Origin of the sequence: Prescottella equi, from assembly GCF_020171745.1 — a bacterium.
Taxonomy (GTDB): domain Bacteria; phylum Actinomycetota; class Actinomycetes; order Mycobacteriales; family Mycobacteriaceae; genus Prescottella; species Prescottella equi_A.
Genome location: NZ_JAIVAH010000011.1, coordinates 19,469 through 33,282, shown reverse-complemented (window position 1 = coordinate 33,282; position 13,814 = coordinate 19,469). Strand labels below are relative to the sequence as shown.

Here is a 13,814-nt window from a genome sequence, read left to right as displayed (position 1 = left end):
CCCCTACTTCTGTGCCTGCCGACGCACCATCTCGTCGATCCAGATCGGCGCGTAGGGCGAGGTGCAGTTGGGTGGTGTCGGGTAGTCCTTCAGCACCTCGAGACTCTCGCCGATCCCGATCGCGCGGGCCCGGTGCTCGGGATGATGGATGCCGATGGTGGCGAGGCATTCGTTCATCGCCCACTGCAGGCGCTCCGGGGCGTCCGTCATCTGTGCCTCGATGGTGTCGAGGAGCCCGGAAAGATCCAGTCCCTCGGGATCTTTCGCGACACGGTCGCTGGTGAGTGCCCACCCGGCACTCGCGACGACCGGGTCGGGATCGGCCAGCCATGCGGTGCGCAACTCTTCGACGTGGGGGTTCTTCTTCACGACGTAGCTCACCAGCCAGCCGTGCACCTTGGGGACCCGCGCGTCGCGGAGCATGGCGTCCAGTTCCGCCGCGCTGTACGCCTTGGGGCGGCTGATCAGGATCGCGACGAGTCGGGCCGCGGTGTCGCCGGTCCCCCACAGCTGACCCGCGAGGTCGTGCTGCGTCTTCAGGCGCTTGGCCACCGCCCGCAGCTTGGTGAGATTGACGCCGTGGTCGTCGCCGTGGCGTTCGTTGACCGCACGGATCTTCGGGTCCTCGAGGGCCGTCAGTTCGGCCAGCACGCCGTCGACCGTCGTCTCGGATGTCGTCGCCACAACTGCCTCCTTCGCCTCGCCTCAGCGTACGGGGCGGCATGCGGAGATTGCGGCGATTGCCGGGGGTACAGGCGTGGCGGTCGATACCGTGGACCACACCGGCGAGGGGCATCCCCGGCCGACAGGGAGGACCGACCTTGACCAGCCGAATACTGCACGTCGTCAGCAATGTCTCGCACTACGACGATCCGTCCGAGCCGACCGGACTGTGGCTGTCGGAGCTGACCCACGCCTACGAGGTGTTCGAGCAGCGCGGGTTCGAGCAGCGCATCGTCAGCCCGCGGGGTGGGCGTTCGCCGCTCGAACCGCGCTCCCTCAAGTGGCCGAACATCGACGCGACGGCGAAGGCGTGGCTGGCCGACGACGCCCGCATGGCGTTGCTGTCGGACACGGCGCGACCGGACGAGATCGACACCGCGGACTTCGACGCGATTTACCTCACCGGCGGGCACGCCGTCATGTGGGATTTCCCGGACAGCCTCGGGCTGCAGCGGCTCACGTGCGACATCTGGGAGCACGGCGGGATCGTCTCGTCCGTCTGCCACGGCTACTGCGGCCTGCTGAACGCGAAGCTGTCCGACGGCACGCTCCTCGTCGCCGGGCGGCGGCTCACCGGCTTCTCGTGGCGGGAGGAGGTGCTGGCCAGGGTCTCCGGCAAGGTGCCGTACAACGCCGAGGAGGAGATGAAGCAGCGCGGCGCGATCTACGAGAAGGCCACGCTGCCCTTCACTTCCAAGGTCGTGGTCGACGGGCGCCTGGTGACCGGTCAGAATCCGCAGTCGGCCAAGGCGACGGCCGAGCAGGTCGCCGCCCTCCTCTGACGTCGGTTAGCCTCCCGACATGGCCGTCTCCCTCTGTTGCCTGCTGTGGGCCCGTTCCGGGCAGGACGATGCTCTGATCGCCTACGAGGACAAGGTGCTGGCACTGATCCCCGAACATCGCGGTCGGGTCCTGCAGCGCGTCCGCACCGACGGATCGGGCGACCAGCCGCTGGAGATCCAGATGTTCGAGTTCGAGTCGCAGGAGGCGCTCGACGGGTACCTGGGCGACGAGCGTCGTCTCGCCCTCGCCGACGAACGCGACCGCGTGGTCGCGCGAACGGAACTGATGCACGTCACGCCGGTCGAAAAAACTTCCGAAAAATAATTCTCGGAACTTGTCGATCCGCCGTCTTCCCGTTCGACGTCGTGAATGAGAGGGTCGATTCGCGACCCCGGACGAAGGAGCGGACAGATGAAGTACATGCTGATCATGCGCGTCACCGACGAGGCGATCGAGGCGTCGAAGGACATCCCGTTCGAGCAGATCATCGAGGACATGGGCAAGTACAACGAGGCCATGATGAAGGCCGGGGTGCTGCTCGCCGGTGAGGGGCTCTCGGACGCGCAGGAGGGCTTCGTCGTCGACTTCACCGGCGAGACTCCGTTGGTGACCGACGGCCCGTACGGCGAGACGAAGGAGTTGTTCAACGGCTTCTGGATCCTCGAGGTCGCATCCAAGGAGGAGGCCGCCGAGTGGGCCAGGCGTGCCCCGCTCGGGCCCGGCACCAAGCTCGAGGTGCGTCGGGTGACCGGCCCCGAGGACTTCCCGCAGGACAACGAGTGGATCGAGAAGGAAGAGGGCTGGCGCGAGGAACTCGAGAACCGTAAGGCCTGACCGCATGCCCGACGTCCCGACCGAGCGTCGCGCGGATCCGACGGAGTCCGCGCGGCGCTCTGTCGCGGCGGTGTGGCGGATCGAGTCCGCCCGCATCGTCGCGACGCTCACCCGGATCGTCGGTGATTTCGGCCGGGCCGAGGATCTCGCACAGGAGGCCCTGGCCGACGCACTCGCACGGTGGCCGCAGACCGGCGTCCCCGCCAATCCCGGCGCGTGGCTGACCGCCGTCGCCAAGCGCAAGGCCATCGACGGCTGGCGCCGGCAGGAGAGGTACGACGAGCGTCTCGCCGCGATCGCCCACGACCTCGAGACGGACGAGAACACCTACCCGGACGCGCTGCCGTGGGATCCGGACCGGATCGACGACGACGTCCTGCGGCTGGTCTTCGTCTCGTGCCATCCGGTGCTCTCCCGCGAGGCCCGGGTCGCGTTGACGCTCAAGGTGGTCGGCGGCCTGTCCAGCGAGGAGATCGCCCGCGCCTTCCTGGTGCCGACCTCGACGGTGCAGCAGCGGATCGTGCGCGCCAAGAAGACCCTCTCCGCCGCCAAGGTGCCGTTCGCGGTGCCCGAGCGCGCCGCGTTCGCGGAGCGGCTGGGAACGGTGCTCGGGGTGCTGTATCTCGTGTTCAACGAGGGGCATTCGGCGAGCGCCGGTGACGACTGGATGCGCCCGGAGCTGAGCCGGGAGGCGTTGCGGCTCGGCCGTGTGCTCGTCGAGCTCGTGCCGCGGGAACCCGAGCCGCACGCACTGGTTGCGCTGATGGAACTGACGGCGGCACGGTTCCCGGCACGGCTCGACCCGAACGGTGATCCGGTGCTGCTCGCCGACCAGGATCGACGACGCTGGGACCGCGGCGCGATCACCCGTGGCCGGTCCGCGCTCGCCCGCTCCGACGAGCTGGGACGCGGCCGCGGCGCCTACGCGCTGCAGGCGGCGATCGCGGAATGCCATGCGAGCGCGCCGTCCGTCGACGACACCGACTGGGAGCGGATCGTGCTGCTGTACGAGGCGCTGGGGCGGCTCGCGCCCTCCCCCGTCGTCGACCTCAACCGCGCCGCCGCGGTCGCGATGGCGTCGGGGCCCGGTGCGGCGCTCGAGATCATCGACGGTCTCGTCGCGGACGGCCGGCTCGCCGGATACCGGTACCTGCCTGCGACGCGCGCGGAACTCCTCGCGCGCCTCGGCCGCAACGAGGAGGCGCGGACCGAGTTCGCGGCGGCGGCCGAGCTGACGGCCAACGCCCGGGAACGGAAGCGGTTGGAGGACAGAGCGTCCGAATTGCCGATCCCGTGACTCCGGGAGATCCGGGCGCGTGATGTAACGCGTCAGGTCGACTGCCCGACTTTCTCCATGACGTGACGCGCGGACGGGGGGCTGTCCACGCGTCTTCCGTGAGTCGGGTTTGGGGAGTGGACATGGCTATTCACGGCTTTCTCGAGCGGCATCGGAGCGCGACGCGGGTGATCACCCCCATCGCACTGGGGGTGGCGCTGCTGGTGGTCCTGGCGTGGGCGTTGTGGTCCGCGCCGCCGCGCACCATCGACACCGCGCTGACGGCGTCGACCACCGACTGCCACGACATGGTGACGTTGTCGATCGCCGGGCGCGGTGACACGCCCCGCCCCGGCACCACGAAGATGCTCGTCGACGCCGACGGCCGGGAGTTGCCCGCGGCCTCGGCGGACGACTACGTGAGCAGTTGGATCGACCGGACGGCCAACGCGCCGACTGCGGCGGTCGCGCCGGGCTCCTATGCCGCGATGTACATCGCCTACCCGGCGGACATGTCGAGCTACGAGAAGTCCGTGGACACCGGCGTCGCGAACACCCAATCGGTGATCAAGGCGATCAAGGCATCCTGCCCGGACACCAAGTTCGCGATCGTCGGCTACAGCGAGGGCGCCGACGTGGCCCGCCGTGTCGCGATGAATGTCGGCCACCAGGAGCCGGACTCCGACGGCTGGTACGGCATCGTCGATCCGGCGCACGTCGTCGGGGTCGTCATCCTCGCCGACGCCGGCCGCGCCGACGGTCAGGGTCCGTTCCCGGGCGCGACGAATCCGTTCACCAATCCGGACGGCTTCGACGTGAAATACCAGAACGGCAAGAACCCCGTCCCCGGCCAGGGCGTGACACCGGACACCGGCGGCTCCGACTTCGGCGCGCTCGCCGGCCGCATCGCGTCGTTCTGCTCGGACGGCGACCTCACCTGTGCGGCGCCGCAGAACATCTCGTTGCTGCAGTTGGTGGTGAACGTGGGCCGGCAGCTGAACGTCGATGCGCTCGAGCGGGAACAGCTGACCCCGGCCACCGGCATCGATGTCGCGACGGTCTTCTCGCGCATCGCGCTGGACGCCTTCGCACACATCAAGGCGCAGCCGGACTGGATGCAGAACGACGAGACGTTCCTGGACGTACTGCTCACGGTGTCGAACCCGTCGTACGCGCGGCCCACCGCGACGCCGACCACGACGACGACGCAGCCGGGATCCGCGACCGATGCCGCTGCCGATTCGGACATTTCCACTCCCGTTTCGGGACAGAAGGATTCGATCACGACGGAGAAGATGTCTCCGCTGGCGTACCTGCCGCAGAAGCTGTTCAAGGAGATCGTCGGCCTGATCGTGACGAACCAGAACACGATCCCGGTGATCATGAGCGACCCGTACCAGCTGACGCTGGGCCCGGACGTCGGCCATCACTTCGACTACTGGCGGGACGCCGACCAGGCGAACGGCAAGCCGCTCACGTCGGCCGACTACGCGGCCGCGTGGTTGACGTACCTGGCGAAGCAGGCCCAGAACGGGCAGCCGGTGAATCCGGCGGCGAAGCCGAGCGCGGCCGAACTGGCGGCGGCCCTGAGCGAGGTCACGTCCTCGGCGGCCCCGTCCTCCGCACAGCCGAGCGATGCGTCCACCCAGCCGACGCCGGGTCCGGTCACGGAGCAGTCGGCGGACACCGACGCCGCGTCGCCGACCCCTCCGACCTCGCCGACGCCCGTGCCCGCCGTGACGCCGGAAGCCGTGGCATCCGAGACTGCGACGTCCACGACGGAAGCCGTTTCGCCGCAGACGAGTACGTCCACCTCGGCGCCGCAGACCACGACGGCGGCTCCGACCACGACGCCCTCCAGCGCCGTCCCGACACCGAGCGGTTAGCGCGTCCCGCCCGGACGACTCGGCCCCGGCTGCTCATTCCTGAGCGGCCGGGGCCTGCGTCGTCTTGGCTGTTTTCAACTGTTCGGGGTTCGGGTGGTGGCGCCGAACGCGTTCTGCGCCACCACCCGACCACGGCCTGCCAGGTCGGGGGTCCGGGAGGCCGTGGGCCGTCCGACGAATCGTCCGGCACTTCTGAACGCTAGTGCCGCGTCGTCGCGGGTCGTAGGGGGATTTGCCCCGTGCCGGGTGGGGGATCCGCCGTGGGGGTCCCCGGCGGCCGCATCAGCTGTTCGGGGTGGTGTCCGGTTCGGCCGCGAGGGTGAAATAGTTCTCCTCCTCCTGCACGAAGTGCAGTCGTAGCAGCGCGTGCAGCCCGTACAGGCACGCGAGCAGGTCGTCGACCTGATCGGCAGTGATGCCCCCGGCCGCGTCGGCGCGGGTGAGGTGGGTGCGCAGTCGTCGGGCGAGACGGTCGATCTCGGCGTGCATGCGGCTCATCGTCGCTGTGGCCTCCGCGTTGCCGAGGGGCGTGGCGAGCGCCGGATACAGCTCGCGGTCCTCGGCCTCCTCGTGCGGCAGCAGGGTGTCGAACAGGAACCTGTCGACGCGGCGCAGCGCGGCGTGTGCGGCCGCGAGATCTCCGGTCGCGAGCAGGTCCGCGGTGTCCCGCAGGATCGTGAGCTGGTCGCGCAGCTCGTCGTGCTCCGCGGAGAACCGATGCAGCATCGCCTCGGTGTCCTCGGGCAGCGGAACCTCCTCGGCCCGGTCGCCGCGCAGCGCGCGCAGCGCGTTGAGGATCACCGCCACGTCGATGCCCTCCTGCAGCAGCGCGCCGGCCGCGGGCGGCAACAGACCGAAGGCGGCAAAGCCCATGGCCACCAACGACAACCCCATGCCGACGGATGCGCTCTGGACGGCGATCCGGCGTGAGCGGCGCGCGATCGCCATCGCGTCCGCGAGGTGGTCGAGGCGGTCGGTGGTGAGCACGACGTCCGCAGCCTCGGACGTCGCGGTCGACCCGCGCGCGCCCATCGCCACGCCGACGGTCGCTGCCGCCAGTGCGGGAGCGTCGTTGACCCCGTCGCCGACCATCACCGTGACCGCCCGATCCCGCTCGGCACGCACCCCGGCCACCTTGTCGGCGGGGGTCTGTTCGGCGCGGACGGCGTCGAGGCCGAGGACCGCCCCGATCTCCTCCGCGGGTTCGCGGCGATCCCCGGTGAGCATGACCAGTCGGTTCAGGCCGGCCGCGCGGAGGCGCCGGAGGGTGCGGGAGGCGTCCCGGCGCACCGGGTCGATCAGCAGGATCGCGCCGGCGAGTGTGTCGTCGACGGTGACCCACGCGGTCGCGGCGCCGTCGAGCACGGCCCGCCCGTGCGCCGACCGCGCCCAGCCGGGAGCGTCGTCGGGCAGCGTCAGGGTGCCGACGGTGACCCGATGGCCGTCCACGGTGGCGGTCACCCCGGTGCCCGCCTCCTCGTCCACGTCGGTCGGCAGGGACAGGTCGAGGCCCCGCACCTTCGCCTCCTGCACGATGGCCTCCGCGAGTACGTGCGGCGACAGTTGATCGGCCGACGCGGCCAGGCGCAGCACCTCGGTGGCGTCGCCGCCGGGCGCGGTGAGCACGTCGGTTCCGGTAGGCCGTCCGGTGGTGAGGGTTCCGGTCTTGTCCATCACCAATGTGGTTGCATGCCCGAGATTCTCGAGTGCGCCACCGTTGCGGATCACGACGCCGCGGCGCGAGGCCCGGGACAGCCCCGACACGATCGCGACCGGCGCGGCCAGCAGCAGTGGGCACGGTGTCGCGACGACGAGCACCGCGACGGCGCGGGTCGCCGAGCCGCTGAAGAGCCACGCGGCACCGGCCACGGCGAGCGCGACGGGTAGGAACCACCCGGCGATGCGGTCCGCGACCCGGACGACGGGAGCGCTCTCGGCGGCGGCATCCTGCGCCAGGCGCACGATGCCGGCATACGTGCTCTGCTCCGAGGTGGTGCGCGCCTGCATCTCGAAAGCGCTTCCGGCGTCGACGGTTCCGCTGCGGACGGCCTCGCCGCGACGACGCTGCACGGCGAGTGGTTCGCCGGTGAGTACCGACTCGTCGAGGACCGCCGCCTCCGACGTGACCCAGCCGTCCACGGGCACCACCTCGCCGGGACCGACGACGAGGGCGTCTCCGGCGGCGACGTCCTCGAGCGGGACGGTTTCGACGGTGTCGCCGACACGGCGTCGCGCGGTCCGCGGCGCATGGTCGAGCAGCGACCGCAGGTCCTTGGTGGCGCGCCGTTCCGCGGCCGCGTCGAGGGCTTGACCGGTCGCCAGCATCACCCCGATCAGGGCGCCCGCGAGGTACTCCCCCACCAGGAGCGTGCCGATCAGCGACAGCACGGCGATGAGGTCGACGCCGACGCGGCGGTGCCGAAGCGCATCGACGACCCACCACGTGGCGGGCACGATCGCGACGGCCGTCCCGGCGATCCAGCACGCGTCCGCGACATCGCGCGCACCGGCGAGCCACGCGATTCCGCCGGCGACGAGCGCCGCGAGGGTGACCACCAACAGGGCGGGTTCCCTCAGTCGGCGTAGCCGTTCGCGCCGCCGCGAATATGCATCGGACGCTGCCTCCACCATGACGCTCCCAGGCTCTCGTGGGTGTCCCCTCGACGGTACCGCCGCGGTGATCCGCATCGGCCCTGTACGGGCCGTTCGGCACGCATGAGGGCGCGATCGCCACTATCTTTCGAATGTCCGATTCGGTCGAGTGTTCGGGGAGGCAGCATGACGGGTACGGAAATTCGGCCGGAGCCACCGGCCGTGCACGACGAATTCGATCCTGGCGACCGCTGGGTGCCCGTCGATCGACGGTGGCTCGGCCTGGACCGACGAACCGTCGTCCCGGCTCTGGTCGTGCTCGCTCTGGCCCTGTTGATGGGCAGCGTGCTCCCCGCGATCAACGAGTCGGTGGCGTACGACGACAAGGTCGTGGCCGGCGATGTCATCGAGGTCGACGGCGGCGTCACGTTCGTTCCCACCGTGGGGTGGGGCATCACCGACGGCGTGCGGGCCGGGCAGCGTCCGCTGAGCGGGTCGTACCCCGACACCGCGACGGTCGTGGACGGTGACGACTCGTTCTCGATCAGGACGGCACCGTTCAAGGGGGATGCGAACGCTCTGCTCGAGCAGATTCGGACCACGACGACGGCGCTGGACGGAAGCCAGGGCTTCCACTTCACGAGCGATCCCACCGACATCGTCACGGCACGCGGTGACCGCGGTGTCGTCGCGCGGTTCCAGGGCGCCCGCTCGGACGGGTTGATCGCGGCCTTCGTCTTCGGAGACCGCGGCGTGCAGGTGACGGCGTACGGGGCCCCGGACGCCACCGCCGGTACCGCGGCAGACGTTGCCGCGATGATCACCAGCATCGAGCACGTGAGCGAGGGGAAGTCCTGATGTCCAGCACCGCAACCGACCTCGAGAGCACACGTTTCGACGCGATCCACGACTCGGGGTGGAGCCGATCGTTCACGTTCTACCAACCACGCAACCTGGCCTTCTGGGCCTACCTCCTGCTGGTCGTGTCCGGGACGGCCACGTTCGTCTCGGCGCTGACGCGGTCGTACGACGCGTACCCGCAGGCGATCACGGTGGCGGTGGTCCTGTTCGCCCTCTACGGTGCCGTGTTCGGGTGGTTCACCCAGCACATCGACCGCTACGCACGCCAGCCCGTGAAACTGATGGTGGTGGCCTTCGTGTGGGGTGGCTTCGCCGCCACCTGGGCGATGGCCGCGCACGCGAACGACGCGATCCGTGCCCTGTACGCCAAGGGTCTGGGGCAGGCATGGTCGTTCGACTGGGGCGCCGGCCTCGCAGCGCCGTTCACGGAGGAGATCGCGAAGGGTGCCGGCCTGGTGCTGCTGATCGCGATGGCGCCCAGACTGATTCGCACCGCCTTCGACGGCTTCATCCTCGGTGCCTTCATCGGTCTGGGCTTCCAGATCGTCGAGGACGTCGCGTACGCGATGACGTCGGCCGGCTCGGAGTTCGGTGCGAACCAGGTGGGCGCCGCGATGGGCACGATCGTCATGCGGATGGTGCTCGGGGTGACGGCCCACATTCTCTACAGCGCGGTGTTCTGTGCCGGACTCGTCTACCTGCTGGGCCGACCGGCCGAGCCGCGGCGCGTGGGGCGTGGTCTCGCGCTGATGGCGGGCGCCATGGTCCTGCACGGGCTCTGGGATTCGATGGGGGCGATCGCCGGCGGAAATCTCGGACTGACCTACCTCCTGATGGCGGGCGTCATGGTGGTTGCGCTGGTCCTGGTGGTCCGTGTCTTCACGATGACCGTGACCCGCGAGCGTGAGTTCCTGCGCGACATCGTCGCCCCCGAGGTGGCTCACGGCGTTCTGACCGCCGAGGAGTTCGAGGCGATGTGCGGTGACCGCAAGGCGCGCCGAGCATTCCGGAAGGCGGCGCCCGATCACCGCGGGCGAAAGAGACGTGCGCACGTACTCGAGGCCGCGTTCGACCTCGCCGACGAACTCGCCTCCGCCCGTGGCGAAGGCACCGATCGGGTGATGTTCGCGCGCGACGAGGTTGCCCGCATCCGGGCCGGGATTCCGTCCCCGGTCCTGTGACCACCCCATTTCGAACTTCAACCATCGAGAGGACACCGTGAAGACCGAGATCAGTTGTGGACCCGCGTTCGCGCTCGCCGAGATCCACGTCCCGCCCGGCGGATCCGTCCGGGTCGAGGCCGGCGCGATGGCGATGATGCGCGGCGACGTCGCGATCACCACCTCGACCCGGGGTGGATTCATGAAGGGACTGCGCCGTTCGCTGGGCGGATCGAGCTTCTTCGTCAACGATTTCAGCAGCGAGAACGGCGGCGTCGTCGGCGTCGCCGGCGCGCTGCCGGGCGATCTCGTCGAGACCACCCTCGGTGAGACGGCGCTGCTGGTGCAGTCCGGCTGCTGGATCGCGTCGGACCCCACCGTCGACGTCGACTCCAAATGGGGTGGGCACAAAGGCTTCTTCAGCGGGGCCGGCCTGGTGCTGCTGCGCTGCACCGGACACGGGGAGATCCTGCTGTCCAGCTACGGCGCCATCCGCCCCATCACGCTCGACGCCGGCGAGACGATGGTGCTCGACTCGGGGCACGTCGTCGCGTTCGAGGAGACCGTCGAGTACCGCATCCGCAAGGCGGGCGGCTGGAAGTCGATGTTCCTCGGTGGCGAGGGCATCGTCACCGAGTTCACCGGCCCGGGCCGCGTCTGGATGCAGACCCGCAGCGCCACCGACCTGGTCGATTGGCTGCGCGCGCGGATGCCGTCGAGCACCACCACGAGCAGCAGCAGCGACTGAGCCGTCCGGTCAGTCGGGACTGACGAGGTCGCCGTCCGGCCTCGTCGGTCTCGGCTGGGCCGCGGAGAACGTCAGGGTGCCGTCGTCGACCGGGGTCTCTCGCAGGACCGCGACGTCCTTGTAGTAGTCCATCTGCAGGTTCCAGGGGTCCTTCGTGCCGGCCTGCGGCCACAGGTCCAGCGACCGCTGGACGTAGCCGGCGGCGAAGTCGAGCAGCGGCCGCGTGTCCATGCCGTCCTCGTGGTTCTCGGCGACGGCGACGTCCGCGCCGCGCCGATCCATCTCGGTGAGGACGCGGCACAGGTACTCGGCGACCAGATCGACCTTGAGCGTCCAGGGGGCGTTGGTGTAGCCGACGGCGAACGAGAAGTTCGGGATGTCGGAGAGCATGGTGCCCTTGAAGGCCAGCCGCTTCGTGATGTCGACGGGTTCGCCGTCCAGTCGCAGTTCGATGCCGCCGAGCGCGAGCAGATCGAGTCCCGTTGCGGTGATGACGATGTCGGCGTCGAGGTGCCGCCCCGACTTCAACGCGATCCCGGTCTCGGTGAACGTGTCGATGCCGTCGGTGACGACCGATGCCTTCCCCTTGCGGATCGTCTTGAACAGGTCGCCGCCCGGCACCACGCACAGCCGCTGATCCCACGGGTCGTAGCGGGGATTGAAGTGGGTGTCGACGTCGAAGCCGGCGGGAAGCAGGCGCTTGTTGAGCCCCCGGATGACGGCCCGGGCCTGCCGCGGAAAGCGTTGACAGAGCTTGTAGATCCAGACGTTCTGGGCGATGTTCTTCTTCCGGGTGAGCCGGTAGCCGCGCTCGTCGCCCAGCACGCGGCGGAACACGCTCGACAGTGCGTCCTCGGCCGGCAACGGGATGACGTACGACGGCGACCGCTGGAGCATCGTGACGTGCCCGGTGGCGTCGGCCATCGCCGGGATGAGCGTGACCGCGGTGGCGCCGGAACCGATCACCACGACCTGCTTGCCGGCGTAGTCCAGATCCTCGGGCCAGTGCTGCGGATGCACGAGTTGCCCGCGGAAGCGTTCGACGCCCGGGAACCGTGGGGTGTATCCCTGGTCGTAGTTGTAATAGCCACTGGCGCAGAAGAACCAGTTCGTCGTGAACGTCGTGGTCTCGGTGGTGTCGCCGATCCGTGCGACGACCGTCCAGCGGGCATCGGATTGCGACCAGTCGGCACGGATCACCCGGTGTCGGTAGTGGATGTGCCGATCGAGGTCGTATTCACGGGCGGTCTCGCGGATGTAGCCGAGGATGTCGGCGGCCGGCGCGAGTGCCTTGCGGCCCTTCCACGGTTTGAAGTCGTACCCGTAGGTCTGGACGTCGGAGTCGGAGCGGATGCCGGGGTACCGGAACAGGTCCCAGGTTCCGCCCGAGTCTGCGCGGGACTCGAGGATGGTGACGGTCCGCTCGGGGTGCTCGCGCCGCAGGCGGGCGGCGACGCCGATCCCGGACAGCCCGGCCCCGACGATGAGGACGTCGACGTGCTGGGGCGTGGTCGCGTCGGTTTCGCTCATCGGGTCCTCCGGGTCGGCTCACTCGTGAAAAGAGGTCTGTACTGCACGTTAGCCCGATTCCGCCGAGCGGTGTGCGCATCCCGGTCACGCATCCCGGGTGCGCGGACGAGCCTCGGACGATAATGGGAGCCGGACCCCACCGCGTCGAGGAGGTATCCGTGACCGAGACACCCGACATCGACCCGACCGTGCCGCCGAGCGGCGCCGGGTGCGCCGAATGCGATGCCGTCGGCGGATGGTGGTTCCATCTACGCCGGTGTGCCGCGTGCGGTCACGTCGGCTGCTGCGACTCCTCACCCGCGCAACACGCGAGCGCACACGCCGCCGCGGCGGGGCACCCGATCATCCGCAGTTACGAACCGGGTGAGGAGTGGTTCTGGGACTACCGCATCCAGAATTTCGCCGACGGACCGGAACTGGCCCCGCCGCAGCATCATCCGGTCGACCAGACGGTGCCCGGTCCGGCCGACCGGGTGCCCGCCGACTGGGCGGACAGGCTGCACTGAGCCGACCCGGATACGGTCGGAGGGTGATCGAGGTTCCCGAGGCGCTCGTCGCCGCACAGCACAGATACGGCGGCGTCGCGGGGCGCGCCTTCATCGCCGACCTTCCCCGGCTCGCCGACGAGATGCTCGAGCGTTGGAATCTCCGTCCGGTCGGCCCACCGATGCACGGTATGGCGGCGCTGGTGCTGCCGGTCCGGGACGGTGACGGCCGGGACGCCGTCCTCAAGTTGCAGGCCGTGGACGAGGAGACCGTCGGCGAATCCGTCGCGCTGCGGATCTGGAACGGCGACGGCGCCGTCCGTCTCCTTGCCCACGACGCCGACACCGGGGCGATGCTGCTCGAACGTCTCGATACGTCGCGGCACCTGTCGAGCGTCACGGACACCCGCGCGGCGGTGCGGACCATCGCCGAACTGCTGGTACGCCTCACCGCGCACGAGGCGCCGGACGGTCTGCGCCGCCTCGGTGACGTGGCTGCGGCGATGCTCGAGCAGACGCCGTCCGCGGTCCTCCTGCTCGACGATCCGGACGACCGAGATCTGCTGACGGACTGCGCCGCGGCGATACGCGAGATGGTCGACGAACCCGGAAACAGGCTGCTGCACTGGGATCTCCACTACGACAACGTCCTCGCATCGGAGCGCGAGCCGTGGCTCGCGATCGATCCGAAACCACTCGCCGGCGATCCCGGCTTCGAACTGCTGCCCGCCCTGACCGACCGCTTCGAGCCCGACGAGACCCGGTGGCGGTTCGACCTCATGACCGACGTCCTCGCCCTCGACCGGGATCGCGCGCGGGCCTGGACCCTGGGGCGGGTACTGCAGAACGGCCTGTGGGACATCGAGGACGGTGAGCGGCGGCTGCAGGCGGAGCAGGTCTCGATCGCGCGTGTTCTGTTGCGCTGATCTACCATCC

13 protein-coding genes are annotated in these 13,814 nt (G+C 69.7%); 10 read left to right on the top strand and 3 right to left on the bottom strand.

What is annotated here, in order from left to right; genetic code table 11:
• Positions 1-3: 3 nt before the first annotated feature.
• On the bottom strand, positions 4-684 hold the full coding sequence (locus tag LCL87_RS07950; RefSeq protein ID WP_225018437.1) for a DNA alkylation repair protein: 681 nt from the start codon (positions 682-684) through the stop codon (positions 4-6).
• A 137-nt stretch (positions 685-821) separates the two neighbouring features.
• Here LCL87_RS07950 and LCL87_RS07945 point away from each other — a divergent pair, with 137 nt between their 5' ends.
• From LCL87_RS07945 to LCL87_RS07925, 5 genes are all read left to right on the top strand, one after another.
• Entirely contained in the window at positions 822-1,505 is a 684-nt protein-coding gene (locus LCL87_RS07945) for a type 1 glutamine amidotransferase domain-containing protein (protein WP_225018435.1), read from the top strand.
• A gap of 19 nt (positions 1,506-1,524) precedes the next feature.
• Complete coding sequence (locus LCL87_RS07940; protein ID WP_225018433.1) at positions 1,525-1,830, top strand: hypothetical protein; 306 nt, start codon at positions 1,525-1,527, stop codon at positions 1,828-1,830.
• A gap of 87 nt (positions 1,831-1,917) precedes the next feature.
• Complete coding sequence (locus tag LCL87_RS07935; RefSeq protein WP_225018431.1) at positions 1,918-2,340, top strand: YciI family protein; 423 nt, start codon at positions 1,918-1,920, stop codon at positions 2,338-2,340.
• A 4-nt stretch (positions 2,341-2,344) separates the two neighbouring features.
• Positions 2,345-3,637, top strand: a complete 1,293-nt coding sequence (locus LCL87_RS07930; RefSeq protein ID WP_225018429.1) for an RNA polymerase sigma factor — start codon at positions 2,345-2,347, stop codon at positions 3,635-3,637.
• 122 nt (positions 3,638-3,759) lie between these two features.
• Positions 3,760-5,502 carry a cutinase family protein gene (locus LCL87_RS07925; protein WP_225018427.1) on the top strand — a complete coding sequence of 581 codons (1,743 nt, stop codon included), beginning with the start codon at positions 3,760-3,762 and terminating at the stop codon, positions 5,500-5,502.
• Between the two features lie 282 nt (positions 5,503-5,784).
• Here LCL87_RS07925 and LCL87_RS07920 read toward each other — a convergent pair whose 3' ends face one another.
• Positions 5,785-8,133, bottom strand: a complete 2,349-nt coding sequence (locus tag LCL87_RS07920) for a heavy metal translocating P-type ATPase (protein WP_225018424.1) — start codon at positions 8,131-8,133, stop codon at positions 5,785-5,787.
• A 147-nt stretch (positions 8,134-8,280) separates the two neighbouring features.
• Between LCL87_RS07920 and LCL87_RS07915 the strand changes: the two genes are divergently transcribed.
• From LCL87_RS07915 to LCL87_RS07905, 3 genes are read left to right on the top strand one after another with little or no spacing between them, the layout of a single operon-like run.
• Complete coding sequence (locus LCL87_RS07915) at positions 8,281-8,952, top strand: hypothetical protein (protein ID WP_225018422.1); 672 nt, start codon at positions 8,281-8,283, stop codon at positions 8,950-8,952.
• Positions 8,952-10,136, top strand: a complete 1,185-nt coding sequence (locus tag LCL87_RS07910; protein WP_225018420.1) for a PrsW family intramembrane metalloprotease — start codon at positions 8,952-8,954, stop codon at positions 10,134-10,136. Before LCL87_RS07915 ends, LCL87_RS07910 begins: the two co-directional genes overlap by 1 nt.
• Positions 10,137-10,173: 37 nt before the next feature.
• Positions 10,174-10,863, top strand: coding sequence for a TIGR00266 family protein (locus LCL87_RS07905; RefSeq protein ID WP_225018418.1), 690 nt, complete (start codon positions 10,174-10,176; stop codon positions 10,861-10,863).
• A gap of 9 nt (positions 10,864-10,872) precedes the next feature.
• On the opposite strand, the gene LCL87_RS07900 is transcribed toward LCL87_RS07905, so the two are convergent.
• Complete coding sequence (locus LCL87_RS07900) at positions 10,873-12,393, bottom strand: flavin-containing monooxygenase (RefSeq protein ID WP_225018416.1); 1,521 nt, start codon at positions 12,391-12,393, stop codon at positions 10,873-10,875.
• A 122-nt stretch (positions 12,394-12,515) separates the two neighbouring features.
• Here LCL87_RS07900 and LCL87_RS07895 point away from each other — a divergent pair, with 122 nt between their 5' ends.
• Together LCL87_RS07895 and LCL87_RS07890 are read left to right on the top strand one after the other, a co-directional pair.
• Positions 12,516-12,899, top strand: coding sequence for a UBP-type zinc finger domain-containing protein (locus LCL87_RS07895; RefSeq protein ID WP_225018414.1), 384 nt, complete (start codon positions 12,516-12,518; stop codon positions 12,897-12,899).
• On the top strand, positions 12,896-13,804 hold the full coding sequence (locus tag LCL87_RS07890; RefSeq protein ID WP_510850722.1) for an aminoglycoside phosphotransferase family protein: 909 nt from the start codon (positions 12,896-12,898) through the stop codon (positions 13,802-13,804). Before LCL87_RS07895 ends, LCL87_RS07890 begins: the two co-directional genes overlap by 4 nt.
• Positions 13,805-13,814 lie beyond the last annotated feature (10 nt).

What these genes read in the sequence shown, in the direction of transcription:
- LCL87_RS07920 (WP_225018424.1), bottom strand. Translation starts at nt 8,133, where the DNA reads ATGGTGGAGGCAGCGTCCGATGCATATTCGCGGCGGCGCGAACGGCTA.
- LCL87_RS07940 (WP_225018433.1), top strand. Translation starts at nt 1,525, where the DNA reads ATGGCCGTCTCCCTCTGTTGCCTGCTGTGGGCCCGTTCCGGGCAGGAC.
- LCL87_RS07910 (WP_225018420.1), top strand. Translation starts at nt 8,952, where the DNA reads ATGTCCAGCACCGCAACCGACCTCGAGAGCACACGTTTCGACGCGATC.
- LCL87_RS07925 (WP_225018427.1), top strand. Translation starts at nt 3,760, where the DNA reads ATGGCTATTCACGGCTTTCTCGAGCGGCATCGGAGCGCGACGCGGGTG.
- LCL87_RS07930 (WP_225018429.1), top strand. Translation starts at nt 2,345, where the DNA reads ATGCCCGACGTCCCGACCGAGCGTCGCGCGGATCCGACGGAGTCCGCG.
- LCL87_RS07935 (WP_225018431.1), top strand. Translation starts at nt 1,918, where the DNA reads ATGAAGTACATGCTGATCATGCGCGTCACCGACGAGGCGATCGAGGCG.
- LCL87_RS07915 (WP_225018422.1), top strand. Translation starts at nt 8,281, where the DNA reads ATGACGGGTACGGAAATTCGGCCGGAGCCACCGGCCGTGCACGACGAA.
- LCL87_RS07895 (WP_225018414.1), top strand. Translation starts at nt 12,516, where the DNA reads ATGGGAGCCGGACCCCACCGCGTCGAGGAGGTATCCGTGACCGAGACA.
- LCL87_RS07900 (WP_225018416.1), bottom strand. Translation starts at nt 12,393, where the DNA reads ATGAGCGAAACCGACGCGACCACGCCCCAGCACGTCGACGTCCTCATC.